Origin of the sequence: Sorangium sp. So ce128 (assembly GCF_051525245.1) — a bacterium.
In the GTDB taxonomy this organism is placed as follows: domain Bacteria; phylum Myxococcota_A; class Polyangia; order Polyangiales; family Polyangiaceae; genus Sorangium; species Sorangium cellulosum_B.
In genome coordinates, this window is the sequence record NZ_CP150313.1 from 7,266,967 (window position 1) to 7,284,085 (window position 17,119).

At 70.3% G+C, this 17,119-nt stretch carries 14 protein-coding genes; 4 read left to right on the top strand and 10 right to left on the bottom strand.

The window, feature by feature from the left end:
• Nucleotides 1-185: 185 nt before the first annotated feature.
• Nucleotides 186-1,013, bottom strand: coding sequence for a GNAT family N-acetyltransferase (locus WME82_RS27590; RefSeq protein ID WP_437739468.1), 828 nt, complete (start codon nt 1,011-1,013; stop codon nt 186-188).
• A gap of 238 nt (nt 1,014-1,251) precedes the next feature.
• On the opposite strand from WME82_RS27590, the gene argG reads away from it, so the two are divergent.
• Nucleotides 1,252-2,604, top strand: a complete 1,353-nt coding sequence (gene argG / locus WME82_RS27595; RefSeq protein WP_437739469.1) for an argininosuccinate synthase — start codon at nt 1,252-1,254, stop codon at nt 2,602-2,604.
• A gap of 141 nt (nt 2,605-2,745) precedes the next feature.
• Nucleotides 2,746-3,105, top strand: coding sequence for a phage holin family protein (locus WME82_RS27600; RefSeq protein ID WP_437766365.1), 360 nt, complete (start codon nt 2,746-2,748; stop codon nt 3,103-3,105).
• 16 nt (nt 3,106-3,121) lie between these two features.
• Here the strand turns inward: WME82_RS27600 and WME82_RS27605 are convergent, their stop codons facing one another.
• Both WME82_RS27605 and WME82_RS27610 read right to left on the bottom strand, forming a co-directional pair.
• Nucleotides 3,122-4,105: an aldo/keto reductase gene (locus WME82_RS27605; protein ID WP_438037727.1), complete on the bottom strand. Its 984-nt coding sequence runs from the start codon at nt 4,103-4,105 to the stop codon at nt 3,122-3,124.
• 49 nt (nt 4,106-4,154) lie between these two features.
• A complete protein-coding gene (locus tag WME82_RS27610; protein WP_438037728.1) occupies nt 4,155-5,870 on the bottom strand; it encodes a MutS-related protein in 1,716 nt (571 codons plus the stop codon).
• Nucleotides 5,871-6,060: 190 nt separating this feature from the next.
• On the opposite strand from WME82_RS27610, the gene WME82_RS27615 reads away from it, so the two are divergent.
• Nucleotides 6,061-6,969 carry a BON domain-containing protein gene (locus WME82_RS27615; RefSeq protein ID WP_438037729.1) on the top strand — a complete coding sequence of 303 codons (909 nt, stop codon included), beginning with the start codon at nt 6,061-6,063 and terminating at the stop codon, nt 6,967-6,969.
• 245 nt (nt 6,970-7,214) lie between these two features.
• Here WME82_RS27615 and WME82_RS27620 read toward each other — a convergent pair whose 3' ends face one another.
• The 5 genes from WME82_RS27620 to WME82_RS27640 all read right to left on the bottom strand — a co-directional run bounded on the left by WME82_RS27620 (nt 7,215) and on the right by WME82_RS27640 (nt 13,322).
• Entirely contained in the window at nt 7,215-8,837 is a 1,623-nt protein-coding gene (locus tag WME82_RS27620) for a protein kinase domain-containing protein (protein ID WP_438037730.1), read from the bottom strand.
• Between the two features lie 584 nt (nt 8,838-9,421).
• Complete coding sequence (locus WME82_RS27625; RefSeq protein ID WP_437541539.1) at nt 9,422-10,483, bottom strand: 3-oxoacyl-ACP synthase III family protein; 1,062 nt, start codon at nt 10,481-10,483, stop codon at nt 9,422-9,424.
• A gap of 225 nt (nt 10,484-10,708) precedes the next feature.
• Nucleotides 10,709-11,335 carry an endonuclease III domain-containing protein gene (locus WME82_RS27630; protein WP_012237685.1) on the bottom strand — a complete coding sequence of 209 codons (627 nt, stop codon included), beginning with the start codon at nt 11,333-11,335 and terminating at the stop codon, nt 10,709-10,711.
• The gene (locus tag WME82_RS27635) at nt 11,332-12,087 is read right to left on the bottom strand and encodes a c-type cytochrome (RefSeq protein WP_437850023.1); all 756 of its coding nucleotides are present in this window, start codon (nt 12,085-12,087) and stop codon (nt 11,332-11,334) included. The genes WME82_RS27630 and WME82_RS27635 overlap by 4 nt, the downstream gene beginning before the upstream one ends.
• Nucleotides 12,084-13,322 carry a YncE family protein gene (locus WME82_RS27640; RefSeq protein WP_438037731.1) on the bottom strand — a complete coding sequence of 413 codons (1,239 nt, stop codon included), beginning with the start codon at nt 13,320-13,322 and terminating at the stop codon, nt 12,084-12,086. The genes WME82_RS27635 and WME82_RS27640 overlap by 4 nt, the downstream gene beginning before the upstream one ends.
• Nucleotides 13,323-13,589: 267 nt before the next feature.
• Between WME82_RS27640 and WME82_RS27645 the strand changes: the two genes are divergently transcribed.
• Complete coding sequence (locus WME82_RS27645; RefSeq protein ID WP_438037732.1) at nt 13,590-15,209, top strand: metallophosphoesterase; 1,620 nt, start codon at nt 13,590-13,592, stop codon at nt 15,207-15,209.
• Nucleotides 15,210-15,330: 121 nt separating this feature from the next.
• Here the strand turns inward: WME82_RS27645 and WME82_RS27650 are convergent, their stop codons facing one another.
• Both WME82_RS27650 and WME82_RS27655 read right to left on the bottom strand, forming a co-directional pair.
• Complete coding sequence (locus WME82_RS27650) at nt 15,331-16,071, bottom strand: 4'-phosphopantetheinyl transferase family protein (RefSeq protein ID WP_437739479.1); 741 nt, start codon at nt 16,069-16,071, stop codon at nt 15,331-15,333.
• Complete coding sequence (locus WME82_RS27655; RefSeq protein WP_438037733.1) at nt 16,072-16,911, bottom strand: metallophosphoesterase family protein; 840 nt, start codon at nt 16,909-16,911, stop codon at nt 16,072-16,074.
• Between the last annotated feature and the right edge of the window lie 208 nt (nt 16,912-17,119).

Below are 17,119 nucleotides of genomic sequence, written 5' to 3' on the forward strand. Positions count from 1 at the left end.
GGGGGAAAGGCCACGCCAGCGGCGCTGAACCAGAATATCAGCATGAGGCGTGCCATGGCTGACTTCCGTCAGGGTCGGGCATTTCGCATGGATGTCCTGGGCGTTCATTTCGGTTCTGCACGAACAGCGCTGCACACCTGAAATGTGCGCCGCCGTCGACGAGGCCCGGGGCGCCCGGGAGCGGCTCAGGCAGGCGCCTCTGGGCTCTCGCTCCGCCGCGTGAAGATCCCCTTGCTGTACGCCATGAAGAAGCCGAGCCGCATCGCGTTGCGCTCCGTGGGGATACCGGGGCTCGCGCTGATGCACGCCAGCAGGCGACCCTGCTCGCGCACCCGCTCCAGGCGGCGGGCGATGAGCGCCTGCTGGATGCCGCGCTCGCGGAACCGGGGGAGCACCGAGGCGCCGAAGAGCGCGGCGCCCTCGCCGGAGATCTCCACGCTGCCGCCGCCGGCGGGCTCGCCGTTCACGAGCGCCAGGTACGAGTCGCATCCGGGGTGCGCGACCACGCGGCGCGTGATCTCGAAGAGCACCGGCGAGATCGGCGCGTCCGCGGGCCGGAAGCCGCTCGTCGCGATCTCGATGAACACCCGGACCTGCGCCTCGTCGCCCGGATCGATGCGCACGATCTCCAGCTCCCCGGGGCCACCATACGACGCCAGCGCGCGGAGGTCCTCGTCCGGCGCGAGCTCGCGCGCCAGCACGTTCTCGAACTCGCGCAGCACGAACCCTCGATCGGCGAGGCCGCGCACCAGCGATCCGTGCGCGAAGGGGCAGACCTGTATCTGCGGCTCCGCGCCGCGCGCCGCGTAGAACGCCACGAGGTGATCGAGATCCTCGCTTGAGACAGGCCCGTCGAGGCCGAGCCCGACAGCGAAGTTTCCCCAGGAGCCCTCTCCATCAAAGGCCATCCACCCGCCCGCGATGGGCTCCGCGCAGGCGACCACGGCGGCGATGCCGACCGCCAGCCGGCGCTCCTCGATCCGGGCGATCTCGGCGTACGACAGCTTCGGCATGGCCTTGCACCTCAGTTGCGAGCAGGGCTCGCGCGACACGGTGTCCTCCATCCTAGTCCGATGAGGCCCGGTCTGCGCCGTTCCGTGCAAGCCAGCGCGCGGCCGCGCCGCCCCGGCGGAGCGGGCGGGCGGAGCCTCTGACGTCGCGCTCGCGCGCACACGCGCGCCGTCAGGCGCCTCCGCCGCCCCGCGATCTCCGCTCGCGCGCTCGCGGGCGTTGCGATTATGCTGCGCCGCCATGAGCAGGATCTTCCGTTCACTCCCCCCGGCGGGCACCCACCTCGGCATCGCGTTCTCGGGCGGCCTCGACACGCGCTGCGCGGTGGCGTGGCTCTCGCGCAACGGGCTCAAGGTGCACGCGTACACCGCCGATCTGGCGCAGCCGGACGAGGACTCCCCCGGCGACATCCCGCCGATCGCCCTGCAGCACGGCGCGGTCTCCGCCAAGCTGGTGGACTGTCGCGAGGCGCTCGTCCGCGAGGGCATCCTCGCCATCCAGTGCGGCGCCTTCCACCTCTCGACGGGCGGCAAGAAGTACTTCAACACCACGCCGCTCGGCCGCGCGGTGACGACGACCGCGATCGTCCGCGCGATGCGCGACGACGACGTCCACGTCTTCGGCGACGGCAGCACGCACAAGGGCAACGACATCCAGCGGTTCTACCGTTATGGCATCTTCGTCGACCCCTCGCTCAAGATCTACAAGCCCTGGCTCGACCCGAGGTTCGTGGGAGAGCTCGGCGGGCGCAAGGAGATGAGCGAGTACCTCGAGCGCCACGGGCTGCCCTACCGCATGGGGACGGAGAAGGCGTACAGCACCGACGCCAACGTGCTCGGCGCGACGCACGAGGCGAAGGACCTCGAGCACCTGAACACCGGGATCAAGATCGTCCAGCCCATCATGGGCGTCGCCTCCTTCCGGCCGGAGGTCGCCATCGAGGCCGAGACGGTGACCCTCGGGTTCGAGCGCGGCGTCCCGACGACGATCAACGGCAAGCGCTTCGGCTCCGTGTTCGAGCTGTTCGTCGAGTGCAACCGGATCGGCGGGCGCCACGGGCTCGGCATGAGCGACCAGATCGAGAACCGGGTGATCGACGCCAAGAGCCGCGGAATCTACGAGGCGCCGGGCATGGCCCTGCTCCACGCCGTCTACGAGCGGCTCCTGTCCGCCATTCACAACGAGAACACCCTCGACGTGTACTTCACCCAGGGCAGGCGCCTCGGGCGTCTGCTCTACGAGGGCAAGTGGTACGACCCCGAGGCCATGATGCTGAAGGACGCGCTCTCGCGCTGGATCGCCCCCGGAGTGACCGGTGAGGTGACGCTCGAGCTGCGCCGCGGCGACGATTACAACATCCTGAACACGCGCGCCGACTACATGGCCTATGCGCCGCACAAGCTCTCGATGGAGAAGGTCGAGGAGGCCTATTTCACCCCCGAGGACCGCATCGGCGCGCTCGAGCTCCAGAACCTCTCGGTGACGGACAACCGTCAGTTCCTGATCCACCTCATCGAGAGCACGCAGGCCCTCGGCCCGGGCGGCGCCCCCGCCATCGGCGAGCTGCTCGGCGGCGACAAGCCGAAGGAATGAGCCGGGGCGGCCCCTGAGCGGAGGCCGCGCGCCGGCTCCGCTCGCGATGCGCCGGACGAGGTTGCGCCCGGCACCTCCCTGGGTCACGAGGAAGGTGCGAACGCCGGCCCGCACGAGCGGTGCCGGCCCAGGGAGGTGGTCATGAAGGCGCTCATCATCCAGGCACTCGCCGCGGGCCTCGCGGTCCTCGTCGGAACGAAGATCCTGCCCGGCGTGCGGATCCGAAAGACCCAGACGGCGCTCGTCGTCGCCGCCGTGTTCACCGTCCTCAACCTGCTGCTCGGCTGGCTCGTGAAGTTCCTGGTCGCGGTGGCGCTCCTGCCCGCCGCCATCCTCACGCTGGGCCTGGCGTATCTCTTCTTCGGCCTCGTCGTGAACTCGGTGCTGCTCTACGCCACCGACAAGCTCATCGACGATTTCGAGATCCGGGGGCTAGGGCCGCTCTTCGGCACGGCGGCCCTCATCTCGTTCGCAGGATGGCTGTTGCCGCGCATCCTGTGAGCCCTCGCCCGGGCGCCTACCAGAGCTGGTGAACCTGAGGCCGGAGCCGCCGGTCGTAGATCTCACGGATCTTCGCCATCGTCTCCTGCGGCACGGGCGGCAGGTCCGCCGCGCTCGCGTTCTCGTCCACCTGCTCGGGCCGCTTCGCGCCGGGGATCACGCACGTCACCGCGTCCTGCATCAGGATCCAGCGCATCGTCCACGCGCCCATGCTCACGCCGGTGGGCACGAGCGGGCGGAGCTCCTCGACGACCTCGAGGCCCAGGTCGTAGTCGACGCCGGAGAACGTCTCGCCCTTGTCGAACGCGGCGCCCTCGCGGTTGAAATTGCGGTGATCGTCGGCCGCGAACCGGGTCGCCGCGCTCATCTTTCCGGTGAGCAGCCCCGAGGAGAGCGGCAGTCGCGCCAGGACCCCGACCTGCCGGCGCTTCGCCTCGGGGAAGAAGAGCTCGGCCGGGCGCTGCCGGAGGACGTTGTAGATGATCTGCACCGACTGCACGCCGGGGTACTCGATGGCCTTGAGCGCCTCTTCCACCCGCTCGACGCTGACGCCGTAAAACCGGATCTTGCCCGCCTTCACGAGCCTATCGAGGGCGTCGAACACCTCGGGCCGATAGTAGACATCCGTCGGCGGGCAGTGCAGCTGGACGAGGTCGAGCGCGTCCGTCTCGAGGTTCTTCAGGCTGCGCTCGATGAAGGCCGTGAGGTTCCCCTCGTTGTAGCTCGCCGCCGTGTGTGGGCTCAGGCGCCGGCCCGCCTTCGTCGCGATGACGATCTCCTCGCGCCGCTCGCGCCTGAGCCGCGCGAGCAGCCGCTCGCTCCGGCCGTCCCCGTACACGTCCGCGGTGTCGAAGAAATTCACGCCTCGATCGACGGCCCGGTGCAACGCCGCGAGCGACTCCTTGTCGTCGACGTCGCCCCAGGTGCCCCCGATCGCCCAGGCCCCGAAGCTCACCGAGGAGACGCGGAAACCCGTCCTGCCAAGAGGTCGATACTCCATGGCGGCGCATACAACCAGATTTCCCCCGCCACGGCGAGCGTGGCCGCGCTCAGGCGGGCTCGGCCCCGCGGCGGCGGTGCGCGCGCTTGCTGCGCTCGACGAGCGCGACGAGCTCCTCGCGCGTGACCCCGAGCCGCGCCGCCGTCCGGTGCGCGAGCGACGTCCGGGCGACCCCATCGACGAACTGGTATGTCGGCCACTGCTGCGCGTCGAGCTCGACCTGCAGGAACACGAGCCGATCGACCGGCCGCTCCCGCTCGAGCCGCGCCGCGAGCTCGAGGAAGTGCGTCGTGATGAAGGCCTGAGGGCGGAGCTCCGAGAGGAGCGAGATCACGAGCTGGAAGATCTCCTCGCCTTCCGACGGGTTCGTGCCCGAGCAGAGCTCGTCGAGCACCACCATGTCGCCGACCTGCATCGCCTCGAACAGCGACCTGATGCGGAGCAGCTCCATCCCGAGGCGGCCCTCGCTCTGATCGGCCTGCGCCTGCTCGATCAGCGACACGAAGAGCCCGTGGCACGGCGAGAGGCGCGCCTCCGCGGCCGGCACGAAGAAGCCCGCCTGCCCCATCATCTGGGCCAGCGAGAGCGCCTCGAGCAGCCGGGTCTTCCCCCCCGAGTTCGGCCCGGTCACGATGACGGTCGCGTCGTGGTGATCGGTCGCGATGTCGCACGGGACCGTGCTCACCGAGCTCGCCAAGAGCAGCGGGTTGAACAGCCCCTTGAGCTCGCGCCCAGGGCTCCCGCCGCGCGCGCCGTGCGCGCCGTCGGAGGAGCCCGGCGAGACGAGCTCGGGCAGACACACGGAAAGCCCGGCCGCGCTGGCGCGATCGCGCAGCGCGAGGCCGGCGAGGTAGAACTCGAGATCTCCGAGCAGCTGGACGAGCGCGACGAGATCGTCCTCGATGCCGTCGAACACGCTGTTGACGTGGCGGGTGAGCAGCTCGTCGTCGCTGAACCGGTACCCCCTCCACAGCATCACGAGCTTCGTGACCAGGCGCCCTAGCGGCGACTGGTAGAAGCGGTTCTCGCTGTTCTCGCGGATCGACAGGGCGCGCAGATCGCGGACATGGCCGTCGGAGCCGACGCGGATCCGGACATCCAGCGTCGCGATCTCCTCGTCGTACGCGAGCAGATCCGCGAGGCGGCGGTACGCCTCGCTCTCGCGCACGGCCGCGCCGAACGCCGAGAGCCGCGACAGGCCCGAGCGAGCGCCCGCGAACCCACCGGCGAGCGCGTCGAACGCGTCCTTGGCGGCGGCGAGGATGTCCAGCCGGCGCCGGCTCCCTTCGCCGCGAGAGATGGGGATCGTCTCGATCTGACCCACCCAGCGGCGCAGCGCCGCGTAGGCGCGCTCGAGATCGCGGCGCTGCGCCTCCGACCCGGTGAGCTCCCGGAAGATCGCGCGCCGGAGCTCGACGGTGTCGCGATCGCTCGGCGGCTGGGAGAGGGCGCGGCCCAGCAGCGCTGGGCTCGGGATGTACGTGCGGCCTTCGCTCGTGAAATGGAGGCATCCGACGATGAGCTCACGCAGGAAGACGTGCTGCGCGAAGCGGGCTGGATCCCACGTCGACGCGGGCAGCGAGGCCGACTCGACGTGCCGATCGAACGCCCCCGCGGGCGCGCCGCCCGCGAACGCGAACGCCAGCGACTCCTTGACCGACCGCGCGTCCACCCGGAGCGCCGGCCGGTGCGAGAGGAGATCGGGCGCGGAGCGCTGTCCGGGCGGGGCGTCAGGCAGGACGGGTTCCGGCGGCGCCGCGCTCACGACCTCGAGCCTACTACGATGCGTCGGGCCGGAGCGTTCGTCCGGTGTCCGGTGCCGCCGCCGCGCGGTGGCCAGGGAGGGTCTCGGCATGCCCCCGTCGACACGCGCGGCGCGCCGTTGTTCCCGGGCGGCCGGGAACGACCGAGTTCCTGGCACGACGTCTGCCTCGGTGTGCACCCGGAGATGCACCATGAGCTATCGCTGCACGATGAGCAGAATACGCTGGTTCTCCGGCCCAACCGTCCTCGCGCTCGCGCTTGCCGGCACGGCCTGCAGGAGCGAGAGCGAGAGAGCTGAAGGAGCGGTCCGCGAGCCCGAGGACCAGACGATCAGGAGAGGCGAACCGCCTCCGGGCCCGAACCAGACGCCCAGCAAAGACCTGCGCGAGCAGGCCGGGCGCGTGGGCGAAAAGGCGGAGCAGCTCGCCCAGGAGGGCAAGGAGCTCGGCAGGGAGGCGAAAGAGCAGGCCGGGCGCGCGGGTGACAAGGCAGAGCAGCTCGCCCGGGAGGGTCAGCAGCTCGGCCAGGAGACGCGCGAGAAGGCCGAGCGCGTGGGCGAAAAGGCGGAGCAGCTCGCCGAGCGCGGGCGCCAGGCGGGCCGCGATGTCAACGACCAGATGAACAGGGTCGGCGAGCAGACCGGTGCGCTCAAGGACGACCAGGGCGCGCGCCCGCAGTCGGCGCCGCCCGCCGCTCCCAAGGACAAGGCCGCGCCGCAGCCCCCGCAACAGGGCCAGGCTGAGGGAGCCAAGAAGCAGGAGGGAAATGCCGCCGCGATGGAGCGCGACGAGTGGACGAAGGCAGCGAAGGACAACGACTATCAGGTCACCTTCGGCCGCGACGGCTCGGTCATCGCCACGAAGGAGGCGAAGCGGACCGGCGCGCGCCCGTCCGACGAGACGCTCCGCAACGCGGTCGGCGGCAAGCTCGCGGAGAGCGATCATGACGCGGTGAAGAAGCTGCACGTCACGGTGCGCGACGGCGTGGTCACGCTGCAAGGCACCGTCGCCAGCGTGAAGGAGGCGACCGAGGCGGTGAAGGAGGCCATGGACGCTGACGGCGTCACCAAGGTGATCTCCTTCATCCGTCACGGTTCATGACGCCATGAGGTCGTCGGCCTAGCCGTGGTCACGGAGGTGCATCCGGTCGCCGACGACGGGCGGATGCACCGCCCGGATCCTTCGGTTTCCGCCCCCCTCTGCACCATCCAGAGCCGCAGCAGAGCGGCGGTCACCCGCACAGGAGACGGGCCCAGATCGGCGTTTTCGGCGCGGAAGCGCACTCCGGTGCGCTGAGCACCGAAAACGCCGAGGTGGGCCCGTATCCGAAGCGGGTGACCGTCGCTCTAGTGCGCGAAGTCCTTGGGGCGGAGCTTGACGGAGCGCTCCACGGCCTCCGCGGGTGAGAGCGCCAGCATGAGCGTCTCATCGAAGCAGTCGGACCTCGAGACGACCACGACCTGCGTGCCCACGGGCAGCTCGGTCTTGAGCGGCGTCTTGCCGAGCGTCTTTCCCTTCCAGCTCACGATCGCGTCGGGTGGCTCGCTCGAGATCGTCACGCTCGCCCTGGGGCCCTGCTCGGGCTTCTTCTCGACGGTCTCCCCGGCCTCGGCGCCGTGCGAAGCGACCGAGGTCGCAGGAGCATCGAGGGCGGGCGCGCGCTGATTCGCGACGTGAACCGCGCCGCCGACCAGCGCGACCAGCGCGGTCAGGGCGGACGCGCCGATCAGGTAGCCGCGCTTCGAGGCCGACACGGGCCCCGACGTGGTCGCTCGCAGGCTCACCGAGTCGCTCACGGGGGTCCTGGGCCGCTCGACGCCCGACGCCCGCTCGACGCCCGACACGCGCTCGACGCCCGACCGGCTGGACTCCCCGACATAGGGCAGCCTGCTGCCCGAGCCGGAGCTCAAGGGAACCATCGCGACGCCGATGCCGCTCATCGTCACCTGGCTGGAGGCGTCGCTCAGCAGCGACGCGCTGGCCACCCGCTCGATCTGCGCCTTGATCTGCTGGCGTATGGAGGCCCGGCTCTCGGCGAAGATCCCCCGCATGCAGGCGCCGAGGAACTCGCTGCGGACGTCCTCGCCCGACCACTGAAGGTAGTTCTCGAGGACATCGCACATCTCCTGCGCCGTCGCGAAGCGCTTCGATGGCTCGCGATCAAGGGCCTTCGCGGCGATCTGATCGAGCGCGATGGGGATCCCCGGAACGACGGTGGAGAGCCGCGGTATCTTCCCCAGCAGGAGCTGGTGCATCACGGTGATCTGATCGCCCTCGAACAGCCGCCGCCCGGCGAGGAGCTCCCAGAGCACGACGCCGACCGCGAAGATGTCCGCCCGGCGGTCCACCGTCTTGCCCGCCGTGACCTGCTCGGGCGCCATATACGTCAGCTTGCCCTTGAAGGTCCCGCTCTCGGTGCTGGAGGCGTTGACGACGGCCTTGGCCACGCCGAAATCCACGAGCTTCACCGCGCCGTCGTACGTGATGAAGATGTTGTGCGGCGAGACGTCGCGATGCACGATGCCGAGAGGCCGACCGTCGAAATCGCAGAGATCATGCGCGTAATGGAGCCCGCGCAGCACCTCGGCCACGATCCGGATCCACGTGCCGCGGACGAGCCCGCCCGTGCCGGACTCCCGCTCGACAGCCGCCTTCATGACGCGCTTCAGCGGCTGGCCCTCCAGGTACTCCATCACAATGAAGTAGCCGTCCCGATCGCTACCGACCTCGTAGGTCTGGACGACATTCGGGTGGTTCATGCGAGCCGAGAGCTTGGCCTCGTCCATGAACATGAGGACCTGGCGATCCTCCTCGTCCCCGGAGCTGCGGAGACGCTTGACGACGACCAGCTTGTTCACCGAGGCGGGCCCGTGAGCCATCGCGAGGAAGACGTCTGCCATCCCGCCGCGGCCGAGCTTCGCGATGGGACGATACCGGCCGAGCCCAAGCTGGGTCGGTGTGTCTCTCAAGATCGACGCTCCGTGTTCTCCGATCACACTCACCTCAGTGTGCAAAATCCGATAATTGTGCGCCCGAGTCAATGCGAAGAGTTTGCGTCCTCGCCATCAAGGAAAACATGCTCCAATGAAGTGAATGGCCGACAACCGTATGAGCACGAACGGCAAAAGACGACATCCGAACACACGCGCTCACGCGCACTCGCGAACACCGCACCCCCGCACGTAGGTCCCGCGCTGCGCTTTGGCTGCTGCGCGCTACCTGCTGCGCGTTAGGTGCTTCGTGCGCAATTCGCCGCTGGCCGGGGAGGGGCCGTGCAGCCGAGCCCTGGGGTGACTCCCTTCCCGGTAGCGCCCGCGCCTGGTCGCCAGGTCGCCAGGTCGATCACACTGCAAACACGGGGTCTGCTGCGGGCGTTGATGGAAACGTAACAAGGGATACGCCACGTGCAATCCGTCGCGACACGATCGCACGAAATTTCCGCAGCGTTCCGCACCGGACGCAATACGCCACGCGCAACCGCCGCGGCTCGATGACGATGACGATGACGAGGATGACGGTGACGCCTGCGAGCGAGGCGCCGCCGCTCAGCCGCTCAGAGCTTCCAGAGCGCGCAGCCCCAGTGGACGCCGGTCCCGAGCGCGAGCACCATGGCGAGTTGCCCTTTCTTCACCCTTCCGGCGCGCATCTCCTCGTCGATGAGGATGGGCACGGTGGCGCCGCTCGTGTTGCCGAATCGATCGATGTTGCTCGGGAGCTTCTCGACGGGCACGCCGAGGTCCTTGCGAATGTGCTCGTTGATCCGTCCGTTCGCCTGGTGCGCCAGGAACACGTCGATCTGCTCGATCGCGAGGCCCTGAGAGGCGCAGAGCTCCCGCGCGGTCGCCGGGAGCTTGGTCACCGCGAACTTGAAGAGCTCGCGGCCATCCATGCGGGGGATATGCAGGTCCTCGTCGAACGACGTCGGCTTCCAGTACGGGCGCGAGCGGAAGCCGCCGCCCGGCACGAAGAGGAGCTCGGCGAAGCGTCCGTCGGAGCAGATCTTGTTGGCGCGCAGGCCCGCGTCGCGATCGGTCGCGCGGAGGACGAGCGCGCCCGACCCGTCCCCGAACAGGACGGCGAGGTTCCGGTGGCGGTCGGCGTGCGCCCGCGCCTCCGGCGTCGCGGAGCGACCATTCTTCGGGTCGAGCGCCCCCCAGTCCTCCCAGGGCATGAAGCCGGCGTGCGCCTCTGCGCCCACGAACAGGATGGTCTTGGCGGCCCCGGTCTGGATCAGCCCGTCGATCGTCTGGAGGCCGAACAGCATCGCGGCACACTGCTGCCGGATGTCGAGCGCGGGGACGCCCGGAATGCCCAGCTTCGCGCCGAGCAGCGCCCCGGAGCCAGGGAAAATATAGTCCGGCGTCATCGTGGCAAAGAGGATGTAATCGATCTCCGACGGCGCGATGCGCGCCGACGCGATCGCGCGCTTCGCCGCTTCGCACGCGAGATCGCTCACCCCCACGCCATCCGGCGCGTAATGGCGCTGGCGGATACCGGAGCGCTGGTAGATCCACTCGTCGGAGGTCGTGATCACCCGCGCGAGGTCGTCGTTGGTGACAGGTTCTCCGGGCACGTAGTGGCCCGTCCCGATGATCTCAAATCCAATCTTTGTCACAGAAGTGCCTTACCCGAACCGCAGGCGCGCCGCGACCGGGAACCGCACACCCGCACACGACCGCGCCCGGCCGCCTCGCGCCGCAGCGCGGCGGGCGTGGTCGCGCTCATGAGATCGCCGGGACGTTGCACCCTGCTTGACGGAAACGCGCCGCCTCGATAAGCTGCCAGCTTTGCTGGCGGCGTTGTACCCGCCCCCATCTTCGGCGGCCGCAGGGCGCCGCGATCATCGTCGGCGGGCGGCCCAGCTGCAGATGGGGCAGCCGGTCATGTCGTGGCGCAGCGCCGGGCAGTGCTCGCGGCCGAAGTAGATGAGCTGCAGGTGGAGCTTGTTCCACTGCTCGGGTGGGAACGTGCGCTTCAGGTCGCGCTCCGTCTCGACGACGTCCCTCCCGGACGACAGCCCCCAGCGGAACGCGAGCCGGTGAATGTGGGTATCGACCGGGAAGGCGGGGTGGCCGAAGGCCTGTGCCATGACGACCGAGGCCGTCTTGTGACCGACCCCCGGCAGGGCCTCCAGGGCCTCGAATGAGGCGGGGACGACGCCGCCGTGCTCGGTCGCGATCCGCTCGCTCAGCGCCTTCAGGTGCCGCGCCTTGGTGGGCGCGAACCCGATCCTCCGGATGAGCTGGGCGATCTCCTCGGTGGGCACTGCCGCCATGGCCGCGGGCGTCCGGGCGCGCGCGAGGAGCGCCGGCATCACCGCGTTGACCATCTTGTCCGTCGTCTGGGCGCTGAGCATCACCGCGACGAGCAGCGAATACGGATCGTCGTGGGCCAGCGGAATGGGCGGGGCCGGGTACAATCGATCGAGGATCTCGGCGATCCTCGCGGCTTTCTCGGCGCGCTTCACGGGGGCCAGGGCAGCCCGTAGAACGAGAGCAGATCGCCGAGCTCTTCATCGGAGAGGACCTCGCGGGAGAACGGCGGCATCTGCCCGCCGTAACCCACGAACCCGCCGTGCCGGACCTTCTCGATGAAGACCAGCCGCCGGTCGGCCTCCGTGTACTCGCCGAGCGGGTGCTCCTTCAGCGTCTGGTCGGGCAGCGCCGGCGCCCGCGCCACGAGCCGGCCTTCCCCCGAATGGGCGCGCCCGTGACACGAGGCGCAGGCGCGCTCGTGGATGCGCCCGCCCGCGGCCGCGTCGCCAGCCGGGATCTGGCTCAGCTCGTAGACAGGCGTGAAGGGGACGGCCTCGGCCGCGCCTCCATCGCTGGGCAGCGACTCCAGGTAGGCATAGATGGCCTGCGCGGCGTCGTCGTCCGCGGTCCAGGGCAGGTCCTTCGTCATGAAGTAATAGAGGCAATGGTTGATCGCGCCGAGGAGCTCGACCTCTTGCCCGCCCCAGTAATGCGGGCGCTCCACGGCGCCGGCCAGCGGGGCGCCCGGGAGCATGGCGTCGCCCGCGTCGCCGGTGACAGCTTCATGGCACGTCGAGCAGGAATAGCGATTGAAGCGCGTCTCCGCGATCGACGGGTCCCGGAAGAGCGCCGCGCCGTGGTCGACGGCCGTCGCGTCGACGACCTTCGTCTCGGGATCGCCAGGACAGCCGCAGAGGAGCGCCGCGCACGCGAGCGCGGCCGCAAGGTTGCGGGGCGTCCTCACGGCGCCTCCGGCGCGACGCGCACGAGCCCGTCGGGATAGAGGCCCACCTCCGTGTCGCTGAGCGTCTCCAGCGTCTCTGGATCGAGCCGGAGCACCCTGCCGGGCGTCGCGCTCCTGTCGCCCTCGCAGACGAGGAAGAGCCCGTGCTCCTCGTCGAGCTGCGCGAGGTGCGGCCGCATGCATTCGTCGGCGATGTTCCGGGTGACGACGCCGTCGTCGTCCGGGGTCACGCCGATCCGCACGATGGTGTCGGGCACCTGGGTCGGCACATAGATGGCGCTCCCGTCGGGGGTCCACGCGGGGAAGTAGGGCGCGCCGATCGTGAGGATCTTCCGGGAATCGTCGAACGTCTCCGACGCGACATCGAAGAAGCGCACGTCCCTGCTCTCCGTGCTGCTCACGGCGATGGTCTTCCCATCGGGCGACATGACGGCCGCGTAGGGTCCGTAGTTGTTGGCATGAGGCGACGGGCTGGAGGTAGACCCCACCGGCACGCGCTTCACCTCGGCCGAAGGGTCCGTCAGGTCGACGATCGCGAGCACGTCCTCGCCGTAACAAGCGACGTAAGCGCGGGCGCCGTCCGGGCGCGAGAGGGCGATTCCGTGGGCTGCCATGCAGACCGGGATGAACACCGGATCGGCCGATCCCGAGAGCAGGACCTTCTCGGGATCGATCACCGCGAGGGACGAGCGCGCCGCCTCGACGTCGCCCGGGTTGTCGAGCACGCGTTTCAGATCGAAATGAGAGACGACCACGCGCTTGCCGTCCTCCGAGATCACGATATCGCCCGGGTTGGCCTCGACGCGCACCTGCCCGAGGATGCGCAGATCGTCGAGCGCGAGCTTCTGGACGTAGCCCGCCACAACGCTCCCGCCGTGCACCGCGTGGGGGCCGATCGCGCCGGCGACGTCAGGGTACGACAGCGCGACGTAGACGGCGCCGTCCTCGGCGTCCACGGCCACATGGTGAGGCCCGTCGATCGTCACGGGATCGCGGCCCACGGGGTGGACGCCGAACCGCTCGCCGGTCGCGAGCGAGACAAGAGAGATCGTATCGGAGAGGCTATCGCTCACCAGGCCCATCCCGCCCTCCGGAATCGTGATCTCAGGGAGTCGATCCGGATACGCGTCGCCCTCGTAGGCGCTGTAGCGGTATTGGATGATGGGCTCGGGATCGCTGCAGCTCACCAGCATCGCCGCCGCGAGCGCGCAACCCAGGAATCGCGAAATGACCATAGATGACCTCGAGACGAGCGCCTCTGGCTCGGACGCGCCGCATCCTAGCAGCCGCCGGCGCGCCGGCCGCGGCTCCGCCCTACCATGGCTCGGCTCGCTCGTGCGCCTCGACGTGACGCTCCGCGGCGCCGCACCGCGCTACGTGGGACGTACTACGCGCGTTCTGCGCTCTCTCTTCCTTGGTCGGCGCCGGCCCCCAACGGCAACGCTACCGCCCGAGTGAACATTTCTTGATCTGGCGCTGTGGTGTTGTCATGTAAGGAAGCGATGAGCCAGACACGAGCGGTGGGCATCGCAACAGGGGAGCCCGGTCGGCGGCGGATCGCGCGAGCGCGCCCAGGTCGCCCCGCGGCGCGCTTCTTCCTTGCGTCCCTTGCGCTCGCCGCGTGTGCCGGGGAGGAGTCCATCGCTCCGGCGCCGCTCCCTGCGCCGGTACCGCTGCCAGCGCTCCGCGGCGCGCCGCCGCTGACGACCGCTCGCACCTGGGCGCCGCGCGCCGCGGTGGCCGATCCACCGGACAGGAACCCCGCTGTCCCGGCGGAGATCGAGCAGATGCTCGCGGAGGGCTACGGCGAGCTCGAGAGCGGGCCGGGGCAGCCGCTCGCCCCGGCGACGCTCGACGACACCCCTCCACCGCCGCGCGGCGAGCGGCCGACGCTCCTGACGAGGTTCGTCCACCTCGCCGACACCCAGCTCGCAGACGACGAGTCGCCTGCTCGGCTGGCGATCTTCGACTCGCCCGGCGTGTTCGCGTCGGCGTTCCGCCCGCAGGAAGGGCACGAGTGCCGGATCCTCAACGCCGCCGTCCGCACGATCAACGCGCTCCATCGCAGCACGCCGATCGACTTCGTCCTGCTCGGCGGCGACAACGCCGACAGCGCGCAGACGAACGAGATCGCGTGGTTCTCGGCCATCCTCGACGGCGCCGAGCGCGTCGAGTGCGACTCGGGCGCTGACGACGACCCCGTGCCAGGCCCGGACAACGATCCCAAGGATCCGTTCTTCGCCGAGGGGCTGCTCGTGCCCTGGCGATGGGTGACCGGCAACCACGATGTCCTGCACCAGGGGAACTTCCCGGTGCACACGCGCGCCGAGCTCGCGACGGGGAGCTGGTCGGACGGCGGGACGCGCGACTGGTCTCTCCCCGGCGCTCCGGTGATCACGGGCCAGGTCGTCCCCGACCCGAGGAGAGCGCTGCTGAGCGGCCCCGAGCTGCTCGATCGGGTCGCGGCGACCGGCGACGGGCACGGGATCGGGCCCGACGAGCGCGCGTACGGCAAAGCGTTCTACGAGTTCGACATGAAGGACACCCCCCTTCGCGTCATCGTGCTCGATACGGCCGCCGAGACGGGCGGGCCGAACGGCGTGATCCTCCAGGACGACCTCGATCGGTTCATCCGTCCCGCGCTCGACCGCGCGAAGCGCGAGCGCAGGTGGGTCATCCTCACGTCCCACCACGCGTCGCGCTCGCTCGGGGACGGCTCCTTCGCCGCGACGGGCACCCCCGCCGTGCCCGGCGCGATCGACGTCGATGCGTGGCAGTCGCTCGTCGGCGGCTACGACAACGTCCTGCTCCACCTCGCCGGACACACCCACGTGCACCGGGTGACGCGGGTCTCTCCGGCCGGCGGGCACGCGTACTGGGAGCTCGAGACCTCCGCGCTCGCCGACTACCCCCATCAGGTCCGCGTCATCGAGATCTGGGACGAGGACAACGGCTTCGTCGCCATCCGGGGCGCCGCCCTCGACTACGCCGTCGGCGACGACCCGGTCGCCTCCGAAGGGCGCCGCCGGGCCGTCGTGGACGTCACCTCCGGCTTCGGCGACGACGGCCGCGGAGAGCCCTCGTGGCGCAACGTCGAGCTCTCGATCGCGCGGCCTGACTGACCTCGCGCGCCGCGCGCCGGGGCCGCGGGCGCGCTTCCCCAGCCAGCCGGGGGCCTGCCAGGGAGGGATGCGCGTCGGCCCCGCCGCGCGGCGGCCTCGCGCGGACGGCCCCGGCCGTCGCTCATCCGCCGTCGCGCAGCGGCACCGTCTCCCGCAGCTCGATCGACAGCGGGGGTCCGCCCCCGCTGCGGATCGCGGCGGCCATCGTGTGCCGCGCCGAGGGCTGGTAGAGCGCGAACTGCCAGGCCGAGCGGTCGTCGCCGAGCCGAGGATCGAACGAGATGCCGATCGCCGGTCCATCGTCCAGGTGGAACGAGAACTGATCGAGCGGGATCGCGAGCCCCATCCCGCGCGCCTTGATGTACGACTCCTTGAGCGTCCAGTACTCGAAGAAGCGCGCGCGCTGCCTCTCCGGCGGCAGCGCGCGCAGCGCCCTCACCTCGCCCGGCGAGAAGAAGCGATCGGCGATGTCCACCGCGCCGCTCGCGCGCTCGGTGTCCTCGACGTCGACGCCCACGTCGCGATCCAGCGCGACCAGGCAGGCGATCAGCCCCCGCGTGTTCGACAGGTTGAACCGGATCGGCGGCACCCCCGGAGGTCCGGCGATCTGCGGGCGGCCAAACTCGTTCCGGACGAACGACCACGCCTCGGGCGCGACGTTCGCGTACTTCGAGAGGACCGTGCGCACGAGGGCGCGGGTGAGCAGGTACTCGTGCCGGTTCTCGGCGAAAAGGAAGCGCGCCTGCTGCGCCGCCTCGTCAGGGGCCATCAGCCGGTGGTACGCCTCGAGCAACGCCTCGTCGCGAGCCGAGTCGCAGAAGACGTACCAGAGGTGCGCGGCGCCGGGGCCGATCGTGAGCATCTACATCCTCGGCGGCGCCGCGCCTGCAGGGCCCGGCAGGATCTCCCGAAGGCAGCTGTCGGCGCTGCGCTCGATGGGCCGCTGGCGCGGGTATCCGAACGACACCTCCTCGAAACGAACACCGTCGATCCAGTCGGTGCGGGGGATGTGGAGGTGCCCTGACACGACCACCCGCGCGCGGAACCGCGTGTGCCAGTCGTGCGTGCGCCGCGTCCCGCACCAGATCGAGAAACGCGGGATGTGCCGCAGCCGCACGAGCTCTTCGCGCAGCGGGAAGTGGTTGATGAGCACCGTGGGGCGCCCCTCGATCGCGCCGAGACGGGCCTCCGTCGCGGCGAGGCGGGCCCGGCACCACTCGGGTCGGCTCGCGTAGGGGGCCGGGTCGAGCAGCTCCTCGTCGCTGCAGAGGACGCCGCTCTCCATGGCCCACGCCACCGCGTCGCGCTCGGGCACGCCGTCCGGCCGGAAGCTGTAGTCGTAGAGCAGGAACATCGGCGCCAGCACGTGCGGTCCGCCCTCGCCGTCCCAGAGCACGTAGGGGTCTTCCGGCGTGAGCACGCCGCGGCTCCGACACAGCTCGACCAGCCGCTCGTACCGGGCCTGGCCGCGCGGGCCGCCGCGCTCACTCGGCATCGTATAGAGCTCGTGGTTGCCCGGCGTCCACACGAGCCGCTTGAACCGGGGACCCAGCGTCTCGAGGACGTAGAGGAGGTGCTGCTCCGTCTCCCCGAGATCACCGGCGAGGATGAGCCAGTCGCTCGGCCGCGGCGTCATGCGCTCGATGGCCCACCGGTTCTCCGCATACCCGACGTGGAGATCGCTGAGTGCGAAGAGCTTCATCCGAATACCGCGCGGCCGGGGGCCGGCCCGGCGAGCCGGCCGCCCCCACCCACACCACGGCCGACGACGTGCGTCCACTGCCGAGCGCCGCCGCCGGGCGCGGCGGCACACGGTCAAGGCGACGCGACACCCCTCCCCCATTTTGGGCCCGGTTCCGCGGCTCCTGGCGCGCCGCATTAAACTAGGGCTCCAATCCTTGTGCCACCTG

What these genes read in the sequence shown, in the direction of transcription:
- WME82_RS27590 (WP_437739468.1), bottom strand. Translation starts at nt 1,013, where the DNA reads ATGCCGAAGCTGTCGTACGCCGAGATCGCCCGGATCGAGGAGCGCCGG.
- argG (WP_437739469.1), top strand. Translation starts at nt 1,252, where the DNA reads ATGAGCAGGATCTTCCGTTCACTCCCCCCGGCGGGCACCCACCTCGGC.
- WME82_RS27600 (WP_437766365.1), top strand. Translation starts at nt 2,746, where the DNA reads ATGAAGGCGCTCATCATCCAGGCACTCGCCGCGGGCCTCGCGGTCCTC.
- WME82_RS27605 (WP_438037727.1), bottom strand. Translation starts at nt 4,105, where the DNA reads ATGGAGTATCGACCTCTTGGCAGGACGGGTTTCCGCGTCTCCTCGGTG.
- WME82_RS27615 (WP_438037729.1), top strand. Translation starts at nt 6,061, where the DNA reads ATGAGCTATCGCTGCACGATGAGCAGAATACGCTGGTTCTCCGGCCCA.
- WME82_RS27640 (WP_438037731.1), bottom strand. Translation starts at nt 13,322, where the DNA reads ATGGTCATTTCGCGATTCCTGGGTTGCGCGCTCGCGGCGGCGATGCTG.
- WME82_RS27645 (WP_438037732.1), top strand. Translation starts at nt 13,590, where the DNA reads ATGAGCCAGACACGAGCGGTGGGCATCGCAACAGGGGAGCCCGGTCGG.
- WME82_RS27650 (WP_437739479.1), bottom strand. Translation starts at nt 16,071, where the DNA reads ATGCTCACGATCGGCCCCGGCGCCGCGCACCTCTGGTACGTCTTCTGC.
- WME82_RS27655 (WP_438037733.1), bottom strand. Translation starts at nt 16,911, where the DNA reads ATGAAGCTCTTCGCACTCAGCGATCTCCACGTCGGGTATGCGGAGAAC.